This window comes from Acidovorax sp. GW101-11A03 (assembly GCF_059424825.1).
Window position 1 is genome coordinate 1 of sequence record NZ_JBWKZU010000010.1, and the last position, 15,104, is coordinate 15,104.

A 15,104-nucleotide genomic window follows, 5' to 3' on the forward strand; every position below is an offset into this window, starting at 1 on the left:
AGTAGGTCATCGTCAGGCTCTTACAGCCCAAACCGCCCTTCTGCTCAATCGAGTAGAAGGGCGTTTTGCTTTGGGGAACTTTGGGGCATCTAGGTCCCCGCTCATATACCTTCTGCCCAAATCTCTTTCCTGCTTGGCAGCCTTCTGCCCTCGATGAGCAACAGCAGCTTCCCATCGCCGAAGTTCTTGCGCTCCTAGTCGGTTGGCCGCGACTCGTCTCGCTACTATCGCCGTCACGCTACCGTATGGCTGCGCAGCGAGATTTACGCAAGAAGAGTGTTGTCAGCTGACTTTCATGCCACCCCCATGCAGGGCCTGTTGAGATGAACCCAGTGCGAGCTGAAACCGATGAACTCCACCAGCGTCCAGAACCCGCTGCAGCTGGCCATCCAGCCACAGCCAATGCAAATGGGCCAATGCCTCGCCCATGGCGAAGGTCATCTGGTGGGCATCCAATTTGCGCTTGAACATGATGGGCAGCACGTCGAAGGCTGAGAGCGAACCCTGTTGGGCTGCCGCAAGAATCTCATCGAGTCTCTCGCGATGGTGGTTCTGTAACTGCTGAATGCGTTCGTGCAAACCTTGAAATGGCTTGCCGTGGGACGGAAGGACCAGTGTGCTTGGCGGCAGCGCCAGGTAGCGGAGCAGGGACGTCAGAAAAAGCCGAAGTGGGTTCGACTCTGGCTCGGATGCATGAACGCTCACATTGGTGGAAATACGTGGCAAAACCATATCGCCGCTGAGAAGTGCTGAAAGTTCTTCGCAGTACAGCGCGATGTGCTCGGGTGCATGCCCGTAGCCGCTGATGCACTGCCATTTGTGCCCGCCGACCTCGATGATGTCGCCATCCATGAGTCTGCGGAAGCAGGGTGGCAGTGCAGGGACAAGAGTCGGAAAGTAGGAGGCGCGCCCCCGCACGTGTTGGAGAAACTCCTCGTCCTGCATTCCATGCAGCATGTAGAAGTCTGCACCCGCTTCGCCGCCAAAACCATTGCGGTCGTACACAGCGGTTCTGGCGACCTGGTAGTCGGTCGCACTGATCCAGAGGCGCACGTTCCAGCGCTCGCACAACCAATGGGCCAAGCCAATGTGGTCTGGGTGCATGTGGGTCACGATCACACGCAAGATGGGCAGGCTTTCCAGGCAGTTGGCGAACACCTGCTCCCACTGCGCGCGGGTGCCAGGACTGTCGATGCAGCAGTCCACCACCGTCCAGCCCTCCACCAGGGTGCCGCCCACATCGGGCTGTCTGTCCCTGAGCAGCCACAGATTGATATGGTCGAGCGCGAAAGGCAGGCCCATGCGGATCCACTTGACGCCTGGGGCAACCGCGATGGCGCTGCCTTCCGGGGGCAGGGCATCACCGAGTGGATAGTGAATCTGGTGTTCGAGTGGGTTCATGGTCGTGGTCGTATGCGTTAGCATTGACGTTAACGTAAACGTCATGCATCTGATCCATTGTAGGGAGCGACGGCCTGAGGGCTGTCTCCTGTGCGAAACGACCGGACAGATGCTGCTCACACCATGGCCAACACCTACACCATCAGCGATCTCGCCAAAGAGTTTGATCTCACCACCCGGGCCATCCGTTTTTACGAAGACATGGGTCTGTTGCAGCCCGAGCGCACAGGGCCGGCTGGGCGCAACCGGGTGTACAGCGCCCGCGACCGGACCCGCCTGCGCCTGACCCTGCGTGCGAAGCGCCTCGGGCTGTCCCTGACCGAGGCCAAGGAGATCATCGACCTGTACGACAGCCCCCGTGATACCGGCGTGCAATTGCGTAAGTTCCTCGATGTACTGGTAGTTCACCGTAAGCAGTTGGAGGAGCAGATGGCCGACCTGCGGGCCAATCTGGAGGAGGTCCAGGAGCATGAAGAAGAGGCCCGCGCGCTGCTGCGCAAGGTGGAAATGGAAAAATGATCCATAATTGACGTTTACGTAAACGTAAATTAGGAGAACGTCGTGATAACGACCCCTTTCGAGCCCCGCTGTGCGCACTACGCAGACCGTGTGCGTGACAGCTTTGCGCGCCAAGGGGCGATGGCGACTCTGGGTGGCCGTCTAGGTCTGCTGGAGCCTGGTGCGGTGGACATTGAGCTTCCCTGGGCCCCTGGGCTGACCCAGCAGCATGGCTTCCTGCATGCAGGCATGGTCGCCACGGCGCTGGACTCTGCCTGCGGCTACGCGGGCTTTACCCTGATGCCAGAGGACGCCGCCGTTCTCACCATCGAATTCAAGATCAACCTGCTGGCCCCTGCGAAGGGCGAGCGGTTCCGCATGGAAGGTCGGGTCATCAAGCCTGGCCGCACCATCACCGTGTGCGAAGGCCGGGCCTTCGCCATCGACGGCAGCCAAGAAAAACTGGTGGCCACCATGGGGTGCACCCTCATGGCGGTTACCGGGCGTTACGCGATCCAGGGCTGAGCGCAGCATTTCCCCCAATCCATTCCGAGGAGACATTCCATGAGCATTCCCGCCAACCTACCCGGCCTCAACTTCCAGCTGGGCGAAGACATCGATGCCCTGCGCGACGCCGTGCGCGACTTTGCCCAGGCCGAAATCGCGCCGCGTGCGGCCGAGATCGACCGGAGCGACCAGTTCCCCATGGACCTGTGGCGCAAGATGGGCGACCTGGGCGTGCTCGGCATCACCGTGCCAGAGCAGTACGGTGGCGCCGCCATGGGCTACCTGGCCCACATGGTGGCGATGGAAGAAATCTCGCGCGCCAGCGCATCGGTGGGCCTGTCCTACGGCGCGCATAGCAACCTGTGCGTGAACCAGATCAACCGCAACGGCAACGAAGCCCAGAAGGCCAAATACCTGCCCAAGCTCATCAGCGGCGAACATGTGGGCGCGCTGGCCATGAGCGAGCCTGGCGCGGGCTCTGACGTGATCAGCATGAAGCTCAAGGCCGAGGACAAGGGCGGCTATTACCTGCTCAACGGCAGCAAGATGTGGATCACCAACGGCCCCGACGCCGACACTCTGGTGGTCTACGCCAAGACCGAGCCTGAAATGGGCGCACGCGGTGTCACGGCCTTCCTGATCGAAAAGGGCATGAAGGGCTTCTCCATTGCCCAAAAGCTCGACAAACTCGGCATGCGCGGCAGCCACACGGGCGAGCTGGTGTTCCAGGACGTGGAAGTGCCTGCCGAGAACGTGCTGGGCGGTGTGAACAACGGCGCCAAGGTGCTGATGAGTGGCCTGGACTACGAACGCGCGGTTCTGACCGGTGGCCCCCTGGGCATCATGCAGTCGGTGATGGACAACGTGATCCCTTACATTCACGACCGCAAGCAGTTCGGTCAGAGTATTGGCGAATTCCAGCTCATTCAGGGCAAGGTGGCCGACATGTACACCGTGCTCCAGGCGGGACGCTCGTTTGCCTACACGGTGGCCAAGAACCTCGACATGCTCGGGACTGACCATGTGCGCCAGGTCCGCAAGGACTGCGCCAGCGTCATCCTCTGGTGTGCCGAAAAGGCTACGTGGATGGCGGGCGAAGGCGTGCAGATCTTCGGTGGCAACGGCTACATCAACGAGTACCCACTGGGCCGCCTCTGGCGCGATGCCAAGCTGTACGAGATTGGCGCGGGCACCAGCGAGATCCGCCGCATGCTGATCGGCCGCGAGCTGTTTGCCGAAACCTGCTGACCTGCGGACTTTTGCTGCAGGCCGATCCACTGTTTGAAAGAGCCAGACCCACCATGCCCACCTCCATCGAAGACCTGTTTGTCCACAACCGCGCCTGGGCGGCCCAGATGGAACGCGAGCGCCCTGGCTTTTTCACCGGCCTGCTGGCGCAGCAAAAGCCCAAGTACATGTGGATCGGCTGCTCCGACAGCCGCGTGCCCGCCAACCAGATCACGGGTCTGGAGCCCGGCGAGGTGTTCGTGCACCGCAACGTGGCCAACGTGGTCGTGCCCACCGACCTCAACTGCCTGTCCACCATCCAGTACGCGGTAGACCAATTGCGCGTCGAACACCTCATGGTCGTGGGCCACTACGGCTGCGGCGGCGTGTTGGCCGCGCTGGAGGGCATGCGTGTCGGCCTGGCCGACAACTGGATCCGCCATGTGACCGATGTGCGCGACCGCCACCGCGACCTGATCGCATCGATTGAACCCCAGTGGCGCCACGATGTGCTGTGCGAGCTGAACGCGATCGAACAGGTGGTGAACGTGGCGCAAAGCACCGTGATGCTTGACGCCTGGGGCCGGGGCCAGAAGGTCACGCTGCATGGCTGGTGCTATGGCCTGAAAGACGGGCTCATCAACAACCTGCACATGTCGGTGGACAGCACCGAAGGCCTGGAGTCGCTCTACAAGGCGGCTATTGCCGGCGTGGCTGCCGTGAAGCGGCAGTAAATCCGCAAGCCACCGCAGCCCGCCCACCGCGCCGGCCCAGACCCCGCCATGTTCCCGCAGCGCCTCGATGCCCCCCAGGCCTACGGCATTGCCAAGGCCATGATGGACGGTTTCAACCGCCACTACCGGCTGTTCCGCACCGAGTCTGCGCGGGCCAAACACCGCTTTGAGACCGCCGACTGGCACGGCCAGCAGCGGGCGCAGCGCGAGCGCATCGAGTTCTATGACCTGCGCGTGAAGGAATGCGTGCGCCGGCTCGAAAAGGAGTTTGGCGCGGGCGCGCAGCCCATGGATGTGTGGCACCAGGTCAAGCTGCACTACATCGGGCTGCTGGTGAACCACCACCAGCCCGAGCTGGCCGAGACCTTCTTCAACTCGGTCACCACCAAGATCCTGCACCGCACGCATTTCCACAACGACTTCATCTTTGTGCGGCCTGCGGTCAGCACCGAATACATCGAGAACGACGAGCCCGCCGCGCGGCCGACCTACCGCGCCTACTACCCCACGCGCGACACGCTCGGCGACACCTTCCAGGCCATCATCGAGAACTTCCAGCTCCAGCGTGAGTTCGCGGATCTACCGCGCGACACGGCCTGTGTGGTGGCTGCCATGCGCAGCCGCCTGGACAAGGTCAAGCTGCGCACCAACTTCCAGGTGCAGGTGCTCACCAGCCTGTTTTTCCGCAACAAGGGCGCCTACGTGGTGGGCAAGATCATCAACGGCTTCAACGAGGTGCCGTTTGCGCTGCCCATCCTGCACGACGATGCTGGCCGCTTGTACATCGACGCCGCGCTGTTTGGCGAAGACGACATGCAGATGCTGTTCAGCTTTGCGCGCGCGTACTTCATGGTGGACATGGAGGTGCCCAGTGCCTACGTGCAGTTCTTGCGCAGCCTCATGCCGCGCAAGCCACGCGCCGAGATCTACAACGCCCTGGGCCTGGCCAAGCAGGGCAAGACGCTGTTCTACCGCGACTTCCTGTACCACCTGAAGCACTCCAGCGACCAGTTCCGCATTGCGCCCGGCATCAAGGGCATGGTGATGCTGGTGTTCGACCTGCCGAGCTTTCCGTTCGTCTTCAAGCTCATCAAGGACTACTTTCCGCACCAGAAGGAAACCACGCGCGAGCAGATCAAGGCCAAGTACCTGCTGGTCAAGCAGCACGACCGCGTGGGCCGCATGGCCGACACGCTGGAGTACAGCGAGGTGGCCTTCCCCCGCGACCGCTTTGATGATGCGCTGATTGCCGAGATCGAGAAGTTCGCCCCCAGCCAGCTCGAAATCAGCGACCGCGACGGCGACGGCCAGACCGAGGTGATCATCAAGCACCTGTACATCGAGCGGCGCATGATCCCGCTCAACATCTACCTGCAGGAAGCCTTCGACACCGGCCTGGCCGACCCGCGCGCGCGCCAGCAGATGGAGCACAGCGTCATCGAATACGGCAACGCCATCAAGGACCTCGTGGCCGCCAACATCTTTCCCGGCGACATGCTCTGGAAGAACTTCGGCGTCACACGCAACGGCAAGGTCGTGTTCTACGACTACGACGAGATCGAATACCTCACCGACTGCAACTTCCGCCGCGTGCCCACGCCGCGCAACGAGGAAGAAGAGATGAGCGGCGAGGTCTGGTACAGCGTGGGCCCGCGCGATGTGTTCCCTGAAACCTTCGGCCCCTTCCTGCTGGGCAACGACGCGGTGCGCGAAGTCTTCATGTTGCACCACGCCGATTTGCTCGACGCCGCGTTCTGGCAGTCGCACAAAGAGCGCATCCAGGCGGGCCACATGTTCGATGTGTTTCCGTACGACACCGAGCGCCGCTTTGGGCAGGGCGCTGCGGCCCGCTGACAGATCGATAAGCCTCGTTTTTCACCCTCCACTTTCCCTCTGACCATTCCCCAGGAGACCTTCACCATGTCCATCCAAGACCCCATCGTCATCGTCGGCGCCGCACGCACCCCCATGGGCTCGCTGCAGGGCGACTTCTCCAGCCTGGCGGCGCACGACCTGGGCGGCGCTGCCATCAAGGCCGCCATCGAGCGTGCCGGTGTGTCGCCCGACGCCGTGGGCGAAGTGCTGTTTGGCAACTGCCTGATGGCCGGCCAAGGCCAGGCTCCCGCACGCCAGGCGGCCTTCAAGGGCGGCCTGCCCAAGGGCGCGGGCGCCGTCACGCTCAGCAAGATGTGCGGCTCCGGCATGAAGGCCGCGATGATGGCGCACGACATGCTGCTGGCTGGCACGCACGACGTGATGGTGGCGGGTGGCATGGAGAGCATGACCAACGCCCCCTACCTGCTGCAAAAGGGCCGCGGTGGCTACCGCCTGGGCCATGACCGCATCTTCGATCACATGATGCTCGACGGTCTGGAAGACGCGTACGAAGCGGGCCGCAGCATGGGCACCTTTGGCGAAGACTGCGCCGCCAAGTACAGCTTCACGCGCGAGCAGCAAGACGCGTTTGCCACCGCCAGCGTGCAGCGCGCCAAGGCCGCCACCGAGTCGGGCGCCTTCGCTGCCGAGATCGTGCCCGTGACGGTGAAGGACCGCAGCGGCGAGCGCGTGGTGTCGGTGGACGAAGGCCCCGGCAAGGTCAAGCTCGAAAAGATCGCCACCTTGAAGCCCGCATTCAAGAAGGACGGCACCATCACCGCCGCCTCCAGCTCCAGCATCAACGACGGCGCTGCGGCGCTGGTGATGATGCGCGAGTCCACCGCCAAGAAGCTGGGCGCCAAGCCCCTGGCCCGCATCGTGAGCCACGCCACCCACGCGCAGGAGCCCGAGTGGTTTGCCACCGCGCCCCTGGGCGCCACGCAGAAGGCCTTGGCCAAGGCGGGCTGGCAGGTGGGTGATGTGCAGCTGTGGGAGATCAACGAGGCCTTCGCCGTGGTGCCCATGGCGCTGATGAAGGAACTGGACCTGCCCCACGACAAGGTCAACGTGAACGGCGGCGCCTGTGCGCTGGGCCACCCCATCGGCGCCAGCGGCGCGCGCATCATGGTCACGCTGATCCATGCGCTCAAGGCGCGTGGCCTGACCAAGGGTTTGGCTACGCTGTGCATCGGTGGGGGCGAAGCCACGGCCGTGGCGTTGGAACTGGTGTAACTGAACCGGTGTGATGGCCCCTCCCGGCGCTGCCGGGTGGTGTGGAGAGCGAGCCAGTACGTCACTGGTTTGCTCATGTTTTTATAGCTGCTCTCGCATGATGGACGCGCGAAAGAGCCCCATTTTGTTCAAAAAATGAACTCCATACTCGTCATTGGCGCATCGCGGGGCATTGGCCTGGAGCTGGTGCGCCAGTACACCGAGGCGGGCCGCCGCGTGATCGCCACCGTGCGCGACGACGCGGGCCGCGAGCGCGTGCGGGCCCTGGGCGCCGAGGCGCTGACGGTGGATGTGGCCAACCCCGCCAGCATCAGCGGCCTGGCATGGCAGCTCGATGGCGAGAAGATCGACATCGCCTGGTATGTGGCCGGGGTGATCCGCCGCCCGAACGCCCTCACGCCGCCCACGCAGCAGGACTTCGACGCCGTCATGCACACCAACGTGCTGGGCGCGATGCAGGCCATCCCGCAGGTGGCCCCGCTGGTGGCGGATGCGGGCGGGGTGTTTGCGTTCATCTCGTCCTCCATGTCGCAGATCGGCAGCGTGCCGAACAGCGGCTCCTGGCTGTACCGCACCAGCAAGGCCGCGCTCAACATGGCCGTGGCCGCCGCACAGCACGACTACCCCGGCGCCACGCTGGTCACCATCGACCCCGGCTGGGTGCAGACCGACATGGGCGGCGACAGTGCCCCGCTGACGGTGGCGGACAGCGTGCGCGGCCTGCGCAACACCGTGGCGGGCCTGACCCAGGCCGACAAGGGCCGCCTGCTGCACCACGACGGCCGCCGTGCTGCGCACTGGTAATTCTTTTCAACGAACAACGACTTCCGGAGACATCCCATGCTGCTGACCCAAGACCAGGAAATGATCCGCGACGCGGTGCGCGACTTTGCCCAGACCGAGCTCTGGCCGAACGCCGCGCGCTGGGACAAGGAACACCACTTCCCCAAGGAAGCCCACCAGGGTCTGGCCGCGCTGGGCGCCTACGGCATCTGCGTGCCCGAAGAGTTTGGCGGTGCCAACCTCGACTACCTCACGCTCGCTTTGGTGCTCGAAGAAATCGCGGCCGGTGACGGCGGCACCAGCACCGCCATCAGCGTGACCAACTGCCCCGTCAACGCCATCCTCATGCGCTACGGCAACGCACAGCAGAAGAAAGACTGGCTCACACCGCTGGCACAAGGCCAGATGCTGGGCGCTTTCTGCCTGACCGAGCCGCACGTGGGCTCCGACGCCTCTGCTCTGCGCACCACGGCGGTGAAGCAGGGCGACGAATACGTGATCAACGGCGTCAAGCAGTTCATCACCAGCGGCAAGAACGGCCATGTGGCCATCGTGATCGCCGTGACCGACAAGGGCGCAGGCAAGAAGGGCATGAGCGCCTTCCTCGTGCCCACCAGCAACCCAGGCTATGTGGTCGCGCGGCTCGAAGACAAGCTCGGCCAGCACAGCAGCGACACCGCGCAGATCAACTTTGACAACTGTCGCATCCCGGCCGAGAACCTCATCGGTGCCGAGGGCGAGGGCTACAAGATTGCGCTGGGCGCGCTCGAAGGTGGCCGCATTGGCATCGCCGCGCAAAGCGTGGGCATGGCGCGCAGCGCGTTCGACGCGGCGCTGGCCTATTCGAAGGAGCGCGAGAGCTTTGGCACCGCCATCTTCAACCACCAGGCCGTGGGTTTTCGCCTGGCCGACTGCGCCACTCAGATCGAAGCAGCGCGCCAGCTCATCTGGCACGCCGCAGCGCTGCGCGATGCCGGGAAGCCCTGCCTGAAGGAAGCCGCCATGGCCAAGCTGTTCGCCAGCGAAATGGCCGAGCGCGTGTGCAGCGCCGCCATCCAGACGCTGGGCGGCTACGGTGTGGTGAACGACTTCCCGGTGGAGCGCATCTACCGCGACGTGCGCGTGTGCCAGATTTATGAGGGCACGAGCGACGTGCAGAAAATCATCATCCAGCGCGCGCTGGCGTAGCCGTCCACCCCACACGGGCAGGCCTGCACATGCGAATATCGTCGGCATGAGCATCAACCCCGAGCCCGTTCTCTCCTGGTCGGCGCTGCCTCCGGCCGCGCGGCTCCAGCTGCTGGGCAACAGCTTTCTGCGCGTGCGCGACGGCTGCACCGTCATGCCCTTGCTGGGTCTGGCGGGCTCGGCGTGGCTGCATGTGTTGGGCCTGTGGCCGCTTTCTATCACGCTATGGTGGGTGGCCTCGCTGTCGCTGGTCGGCATCGCCTGGGGTGCCTGGGCACTATGGCAGCGCGACATGCGGCAGATGGCAGCTGGCAGCGGCGAACCGGCGGCGCTGCTGACCACCTGGTTGCGCCGCGTGCAACCCCTGGCGGCCTTGTACGGGGCGCTGCTGATGAGCCTGGCCGCGTGCGCTGGGCCCGAGGCGCCGTTTGAGCTGCGTGTGGTGCTGGTCTGCGGCGGCACGCTGGTGATGGCGGCGCGCGCGGACCACCAGTCTGCGGCGCTGGTCGTGTATTTGCATTTCTTTTTCGCCAGCCTCGCGGTTGGCCTTTTGTCGCTGCCCTACGTGTTCCCGCAACACTGGCTGTACCTGTTGCCGCTATACCTGCTGTTCGGGGTGTTCTTGCGCAACGCGCGGATCAGCCACCAGTTCTTCCTCAGCAACATCGACCTGAGTGAACGCTTCCGCGCCGCCAAGAGCGAGGCCGAGCAGGCGCTCTCCGTCAAGAACCAGTTCCTCGCCACCGCCAGTCACGACCTGCGACAACCCGTGCATGCTGTGGGGCTTTTGGCCGAATCCGTTGCACTGCGCAACCGCGACCCGGCATTGGTCGGAACGCTGCAGGACCTGCGCCAGGGCGTGCAGTCGCTCCAGTGGATGTGCAATGCGCTGCTGGACCTGTCGCGTATCGAAGCCGGGGCCGTGCAGGCGCGCCTGCAGCCGGTGCAGCTGGCGCCGTTGCTACACGAAGTGGCTACGCTGCTGGGCGAGTCTGCGCGCGCACGCGGGCTGGCGCTGCGCCTGCGTGCCCCGCCAGTCGGCACGCGGGTGCAGGCTGACCCGATGCTGCTTCGCCAGTGCGTCGTCAACTTGGTGCACAACGCGCTGCGCTACACGCAGCATGGCGGCGTGCTGCTGGCCGTCCGCCCGCGCAGCGGCCACTGGCAGGTGGAGGTGTGGGACACCGGCCCCGGCGTGGCCGCCGAAGAGCACGAACGCATTTTTTCGCCCTTCACGCAGAGCGGTGCCGCGACGCGTGCGGCGGACGACGCGGGCTACGGCCTGGGCCTGGCTGTGGTGGCGCGCTGCGCCGAACTGATGGAGGCGCCCCTGGGCCTGGCATCGCGCCTCGGCCGAGGGTCGCGCTTTTGGCTGCGGCTGCGCAGTGCTGCGGCGGATGAGGCGCCCCGCGCCGCCGCCCTTGCGTTGGCGCCGCAAGGTAGCCTGCAGGGGCGCTGTCTGGTGGTAGAGGACGACCCCCAGGCGGCCGCAGGCTGGCGACAGCTCCTGCGGGATTGGGGCGTAGAGGCGCGTTGCGCGGCCGACGGTGCCGAGGCCCAGCACCTGCTGGCGCAGGGCTTTGCGCCGCAGGTCATCCTGTGCGACGAGCGGCTGCGCTCGGGCCAGAGCGGATTCGCGCTACTCCAGTCTCTGGAGGAACTGTGCCCAGATGCCGCGCTGGCCATGGTCAGTGGCGAATGGGATTCGCCCGCGCTGCGCCAGGCAGAAGCGGAGGGCTACCTGGTGCTGCGCAAGCCGGTGGCACCGGAGCTGCTGCATACCCTGCTGAGGCAGTGGCTGACCGAGATGCCAGGAAAACTCTCAAAAAGATAGCTGCTAGCGCTTGCTGGTAAATCGCGAGAGGGTGTTTTGCCTTGAGGTTCCTTCTGGCCTCAGCCACCGGGCCAGCACGGTGTGCAGCTCGGCCGGGTCCACTGGCTTGCGCAGCACCAGGTAACCCTCGTCTTCGGCTTCGCGCAACGCGGGGGCGTCGAACTCCCCGCTCACCATGGCGCCGCGCGCACCGGGGTGGCGGGCCAGCAGTGTGCGCAGCACGTCAAAGCCGCTTTCGCCGGTGCGCAGGCGCTGGTCGCACAGCACCACGTCGGGGGGCGGGCCACTGGCGGCTGCTGCCAGCGCCTCTTGCGCGTTGGCGGCCAGGCGCACTTTCAGGCCCCAGCTGTGCAGCAGGTTGCACCAGGCCTGCTGCACCTCGGGGTCGTCATCCAGCACCAGGCAGGTGCCGTGCAGGGCGGGAAAAGGCAGCGAGGGGGCGCTGGGGGCGCTCTGTGCGCCCATGTGCACCGGGGTGTTCGTGTGTTCAGGGGGCAACACGGCGGCGGTGGCGGCCAGTTGCAGCCAGAAACACGAGCCCCGCCCCAGGCGCGAGCGCAGACCGTGTTCGGCCGCCATCAGCTCGGCGCAGCGCGCCACCACGGCCAGCCCCAGGCCGTGGCCTGCGTCCACTTGCGTGGCACCGCGCTGCAGGCGTTCGTAGGGCTGGTAGATGCGGGCGCGGTCCTGTTCGGCCACGCCCACGCCGGTGTCCCACACGGCGATGCGCCAGCGCCCGCCCCGGCGGCGCGCGGCCAGCAGCACACCACCGTGGCGGGTGTAGCGCAGCGCGTTGTGCACCAGATTGATCACACACTGGCGTAGCAGCACGGGGTCGGCCAGCACGGTGGCGTCGTCGGGCGGCAGGTGCTCGCGCAGCACCAGGCCCAGGTCGCGGGCTTCGGCCCGGAACAGCAGGGCCACGTCGTGCAGCAGCGGCCGCAGTGCCACGGGCTGGCGGCGCGCCTGCAGGGTGCCGCTTTCGATGCGCGAGAGGTCCAGCAGCGCGTTGAACATCAGGCTCACCGAGCGCAGGCTGCGGCGCATGTCGTCCAGCGCGGGCAGCAGGGCGGCGTCGTGGTTGCGCCGCGCCAGCGCCTCGATCTGGAAGCCCATGGCGTGGATGGGTTGGCGCAGGTCGTGGCTGGCGGTGCTGAGGAAAAGGTTCTTGGCGCGCAGCGCCTGCTCGGCCTCGGCGTGGGCCTGCTGTGCCTCCTGCGCCAGGCGCAGGCTTTCCTCCTCCAGCCGCACCTGCTGCAGGAAGAAGTTGTGCGCCACCACTGCATGCCGGTACAGCGCCGCCATCAGCAGCAGCGACATGGGAATGATGAAGCGCCAAGGCGACGCAGGCGGCCCGCCCGGCATGGCCGGGTTGCCGAACAGGTTGGGCCATTGCGACAGCGACAGTGGCACCAGCACCGAGATCACGCCCCAGCCAAACCCGTAAAAACGCAGGAATGTGCCCAGCGACGGCAGCTGAAAGGTGGCGGTGCCCACAATCACCACCGCCAGGCTCACATGCAGCAACAGCACAAAGTCGAAGCTGGCGCGCCCGGGGGTCAGCACCACGATGGCGCCCAGCGAGGCCAGGCCCAGGGCCTGCCCCAGGCTGGTGTTGCGCACCCGGGGCCGCCAGCGCCGCAGCCACGCGGCGTCGTCGGCGGCGGCCGTGCCGCTGCGGCTGGCCCGCAGCTGGCGCGACTGCACCCACACGGCCACCGCCGCCAGCGTGTACAGCACCGTCCAGGCCAGCATGCCCAGGGGGTTGCGGCCCAGCCCCTGGAACCACATGGTGAACAGCACGCCCAGCAGCGGCATCGCAAAAATGCCCTGGGCCAGGCGCTGGTGGGTCAGCTCCAGCATGCGCACCTGGCCGCGCTCGGCCAGGTCGCCAGTGTCCAGCGCGCGGGGAAACCACTGCCGCCACAGTGCCAGCACCTTCATGGCGGAGGCACCTCCATGGCGGCAGCCGCATCCACCGGCGCCGCCAGCCAACGGCTGAGCAGCGCCTGCAGGTCGGCCACGTCCACCGGCTTTTTCAGCACCAGGTAGCCCTCGTCTTCGGCGCGGCGCAAGGCCGGGGCGTCGAACTCGCCACTCACCATGGCCCCCCGCGCCTGCGGGCAGCGCGCCAGCAGGGCCAGCAGCACGTCAAACCCGCTTTCGCCCGAACGCAGCCGCTGGTCGCACAGCACCACATCGATGCTCTGGCCGGCGTCCACATGTGCAAACGCCTGCCGGGCGTCGGATGCCAGGCAGACCTGCAGCCCCCAGCTGCCCAGCAGGGCCGACCAGGCGCCCAGTACATGCGGGTCGTCGTCCAGGATCAGGCAACGGCCTTGCAGCGGCCGGGCAGGTTGGCTGCGGGGGCTGTCGGGGCAAGGGCCCGGGGCCGCTGCGGGCAATTGCAGCCAGAAGCAGGAGCCTGCGCCCAGGCGCGACTGCAGGCCATGCTGCGCGCCCATCAGGTCCACGCAGCGTGCCACCACGGCCAGCCCCAGTCCATGACCTTCGCGGTTGATGTGCCAGGCATGCTGGGGGCGGTAGAAGGGCTGGTAGATGCGGGCCTGGTCTTCCAGCGCCACGCCCAGGCCCGTGTCCCATACCTCGATGCGCCAGTGGCCCTGCCGCCGCCGCGCACCGATGAGCACGCCGCCCTGCGGCGTGTAGCGCAGCGCGTTGTGCACCAGGTTGGACAGCGACTGGCGCAGCAGCGCGGCATCGGCCTGCACGGCTGCGCCCGCTGGCGGCATGTGCAGCCGCAGGCGCAGCCCGCGCGAACGGGCCTCGGCCAGGAACTGGATCTCCAGCTCGTTGAAAAACGGGCGCAGCAGCAGCGGCTCGGGCCGCACCGCCACCTGGCCGGATTCGATCTTGGACAGGTCGAGCAGCGAGTTGAACATCAGCTGCACCGACTGCAGGTTCAGCCGCAGGTCGGACAAGGGCGCGGCCAGGGCTGCGTCGCGGTTGCGCAGCGCGATGGCTTCGGTGAGCAGGCCCATGGCGTGCACGGGCTGGCGCAGGTCGTGGGCGGCGGTGCTCAGAAAACGGTTCTTCTCGGCCAGTGCGGCCTCGGCGGCGTCGCGCGCTTCGCGGTACTGGGCCGACAGCTGCTGGCCACGCTCCTCCAGCCAGACCTGGTGTACAAAAAAACGGTGTGCCGTGTGCGAGTGCCGGTACATGGTGAAGGTGTGCAGCAGCGACAGCGGAAGGATGAAATACCAGTGCTGGGGAAACAGCCAGGGCTGCACCAGCAGCGCGGCGTTCCACCCGGTCATGAAAAACCGCATGAACACGCTCAGCACCGGCGTCTGGTGCGTGGCATTGCCCGCCACAATGGCTGCGTTGGTCACCAGCAGCAACAGCGCAAAGTCGTAGCTCGCATGGCCCGCCACGATGACCACCGGGGCCGTGGTGCCTGCGCCATGGACCAGCGCGCAGAGCTCCAGGCGCGGGCGCCAGCGGCGCATGAGGTCGGCCGCATCCAGCCTGCCCTGGTCCTGGCGGAAAACGCGGCGCAAGTGGTGGGAGGCGGCTGCAAACACCACATAGAAGCCGAACCACCCCCACATCCAGCGTGCGTCATGCTGCAGCTGGTAGAACAGCGTGAGCGCCAGCGCCACCAGGGGCAGCACCATGATGCTGGTGTGCAGGCGCTGGTAGGTCATCTCCAGCAGCCGGGCCTGGCCCGCCATGCTCACGGTCTGCAGCGAGGCCTGCGGGGGCTCCTGGGCCGGGGCTGGCGCGGCAGGGGCGTTGACCGGGTCCATGTCAGCGCACCGGCATTGCGAACGGCGTGAACCGCGCGAGCCACGAAGGCCGTG

At 66.0% G+C, this 15,104-nt stretch carries 12 protein-coding genes; 9 read left to right on the plus strand and 3 right to left on the minus strand.

Annotated features, from left to right (window positions below; genetic code table 11):
* Positions 1 to 282 precede the first annotated feature (282 nt).
* On the minus strand, positions 283 to 1,401 hold the full coding sequence (locus AC07Z7_RS06475) for an MBL fold metallo-hydrolase (RefSeq protein ID WP_494765722.1): 1,119 nt from the start codon (positions 1,399 to 1,401) through the stop codon (positions 283 to 285).
* A 123-nt stretch (positions 1,402 to 1,524) separates the two neighbouring features.
* On the opposite strand from AC07Z7_RS06475, the gene AC07Z7_RS06480 reads away from it, so the two are divergent.
* The 9 genes from AC07Z7_RS06480 (at position 1,525) to AC07Z7_RS06520 (ending at position 11,280) form a co-directional block, all read left to right on the plus strand.
* Positions 1,525 to 1,920, plus strand: a complete 396-nt coding sequence (locus AC07Z7_RS06480; RefSeq protein ID WP_094291698.1) for a MerR family transcriptional regulator — start codon at positions 1,525 to 1,527, stop codon at positions 1,918 to 1,920.
* Between the two features lie 45 nt (positions 1,921 to 1,965).
* A complete protein-coding gene (locus AC07Z7_RS06485) occupies positions 1,966 to 2,424 on the plus strand; it encodes a PaaI family thioesterase (RefSeq protein ID WP_494765785.1) in 459 nt (152 codons plus the stop codon).
* 39 nt (positions 2,425 to 2,463) lie between these two features.
* The gene (locus AC07Z7_RS06490) at positions 2,464 to 3,654 is read left to right on the plus strand and encodes an isovaleryl-CoA dehydrogenase (protein WP_252661189.1); all 1,191 of its coding nucleotides are present in this window, start codon (positions 2,464 to 2,466) and stop codon (positions 3,652 to 3,654) included.
* Positions 3,655 to 3,707: 53 nt separating this feature from the next.
* Positions 3,708 to 4,367 carry a carbonate dehydratase gene (can, locus tag AC07Z7_RS06495; protein WP_494765723.1) on the plus strand — a complete coding sequence of 220 codons (660 nt, stop codon included), beginning with the start codon at positions 3,708 to 3,710 and terminating at the stop codon, positions 4,365 to 4,367.
* Between the two features lie 48 nt (positions 4,368 to 4,415).
* Positions 4,416 to 6,221: a bifunctional isocitrate dehydrogenase kinase/phosphatase gene (gene aceK / locus AC07Z7_RS06500; RefSeq protein WP_494765724.1), complete on the plus strand. Its 1,806-nt coding sequence runs from the start codon at positions 4,416 to 4,418 to the stop codon at positions 6,219 to 6,221.
* A 66-nt stretch (positions 6,222 to 6,287) separates the two neighbouring features.
* On the plus strand, positions 6,288 to 7,475 hold the full coding sequence (locus AC07Z7_RS06505; protein ID WP_494765725.1) for an acetyl-CoA C-acyltransferase: 1,188 nt from the start codon (positions 6,288 to 6,290) through the stop codon (positions 7,473 to 7,475).
* A 135-nt stretch (positions 7,476 to 7,610) separates the two neighbouring features.
* Positions 7,611 to 8,279: an SDR family oxidoreductase gene (locus AC07Z7_RS06510; protein ID WP_494765726.1), complete on the plus strand. Its 669-nt coding sequence runs from the start codon at positions 7,611 to 7,613 to the stop codon at positions 8,277 to 8,279.
* 36 nt (positions 8,280 to 8,315) lie between these two features.
* Positions 8,316 to 9,446 (plus strand): acyl-CoA dehydrogenase family protein, encoded by a 1,131-nt coding sequence (locus AC07Z7_RS06515; protein ID WP_494765727.1) that lies wholly within the window; start codon positions 8,316 to 8,318, stop codon positions 9,444 to 9,446.
* Positions 9,447 to 9,492: 46 nt separating this feature from the next.
* Positions 9,493 to 11,280, plus strand: a complete 1,788-nt coding sequence (locus AC07Z7_RS06520; RefSeq protein WP_494765728.1) for an ATP-binding response regulator — start codon at positions 9,493 to 9,495, stop codon at positions 11,278 to 11,280.
* Positions 11,281 to 11,283: 3 nt separating this feature from the next.
* Here AC07Z7_RS06520 and AC07Z7_RS06525 read toward each other — a convergent pair whose 3' ends face one another.
* On the minus strand, positions 11,284 to 13,224 hold the full coding sequence (locus AC07Z7_RS06525; protein WP_494765729.1) for a hybrid sensor histidine kinase/response regulator: 1,941 nt from the start codon (positions 13,222 to 13,224) through the stop codon (positions 11,284 to 11,286).
* On the minus strand, positions 13,221 to 15,050 hold the full coding sequence (locus AC07Z7_RS06530; RefSeq protein WP_494765730.1) for a sensor histidine kinase: 1,830 nt from the start codon (positions 15,048 to 15,050) through the stop codon (positions 13,221 to 13,223). Before AC07Z7_RS06530 ends, AC07Z7_RS06525 begins: the two co-directional genes overlap by 4 nt.
* Between the last annotated feature and the right edge of the window lie 54 nt (positions 15,051 to 15,104).

Bases quoted from the DNA above. Each gene is read 5' to 3' on its own strand.
- AC07Z7_RS06505 (WP_494765725.1), top strand. From the start codon at position 6,288: ATGTCCATCCAAGACCCCATCGTCATCGTCGGCGCCGCACGCACCCCC.
- can (WP_494765723.1), top strand. From the start codon at position 3,708: ATGCCCACCTCCATCGAAGACCTGTTTGTCCACAACCGCGCCTGGGCG.
- AC07Z7_RS06475 (WP_494765722.1), bottom strand. From the start codon at position 1,401: ATGAACCCACTCGAACACCAGATTCACTATCCACTCGGTGATGCCCTG.
- AC07Z7_RS06530 (WP_494765730.1), bottom strand. From the start codon at position 15,050: ATGGACCCGGTCAACGCCCCTGCCGCGCCAGCCCCGGCCCAGGAGCCC.
- AC07Z7_RS06520 (WP_494765728.1), top strand. From the start codon at position 9,493: ATGAGCATCAACCCCGAGCCCGTTCTCTCCTGGTCGGCGCTGCCTCCG.
- AC07Z7_RS06490 (WP_252661189.1), top strand. From the start codon at position 2,464: ATGAGCATTCCCGCCAACCTACCCGGCCTCAACTTCCAGCTGGGCGAA.
- aceK (WP_494765724.1), top strand. From the start codon at position 4,416: ATGTTCCCGCAGCGCCTCGATGCCCCCCAGGCCTACGGCATTGCCAAG.
- AC07Z7_RS06515 (WP_494765727.1), top strand. From the start codon at position 8,316: ATGCTGCTGACCCAAGACCAGGAAATGATCCGCGACGCGGTGCGCGAC.
- AC07Z7_RS06480 (WP_094291698.1), top strand. From the start codon at position 1,525: ATGGCCAACACCTACACCATCAGCGATCTCGCCAAAGAGTTTGATCTC.
- AC07Z7_RS06525 (WP_494765729.1), bottom strand. From the start codon at position 13,224: ATGAAGGTGCTGGCACTGTGGCGGCAGTGGTTTCCCCGCGCGCTGGAC.
- AC07Z7_RS06510 (WP_494765726.1), top strand. From the start codon at position 7,611: ATGAACTCCATACTCGTCATTGGCGCATCGCGGGGCATTGGCCTGGAG.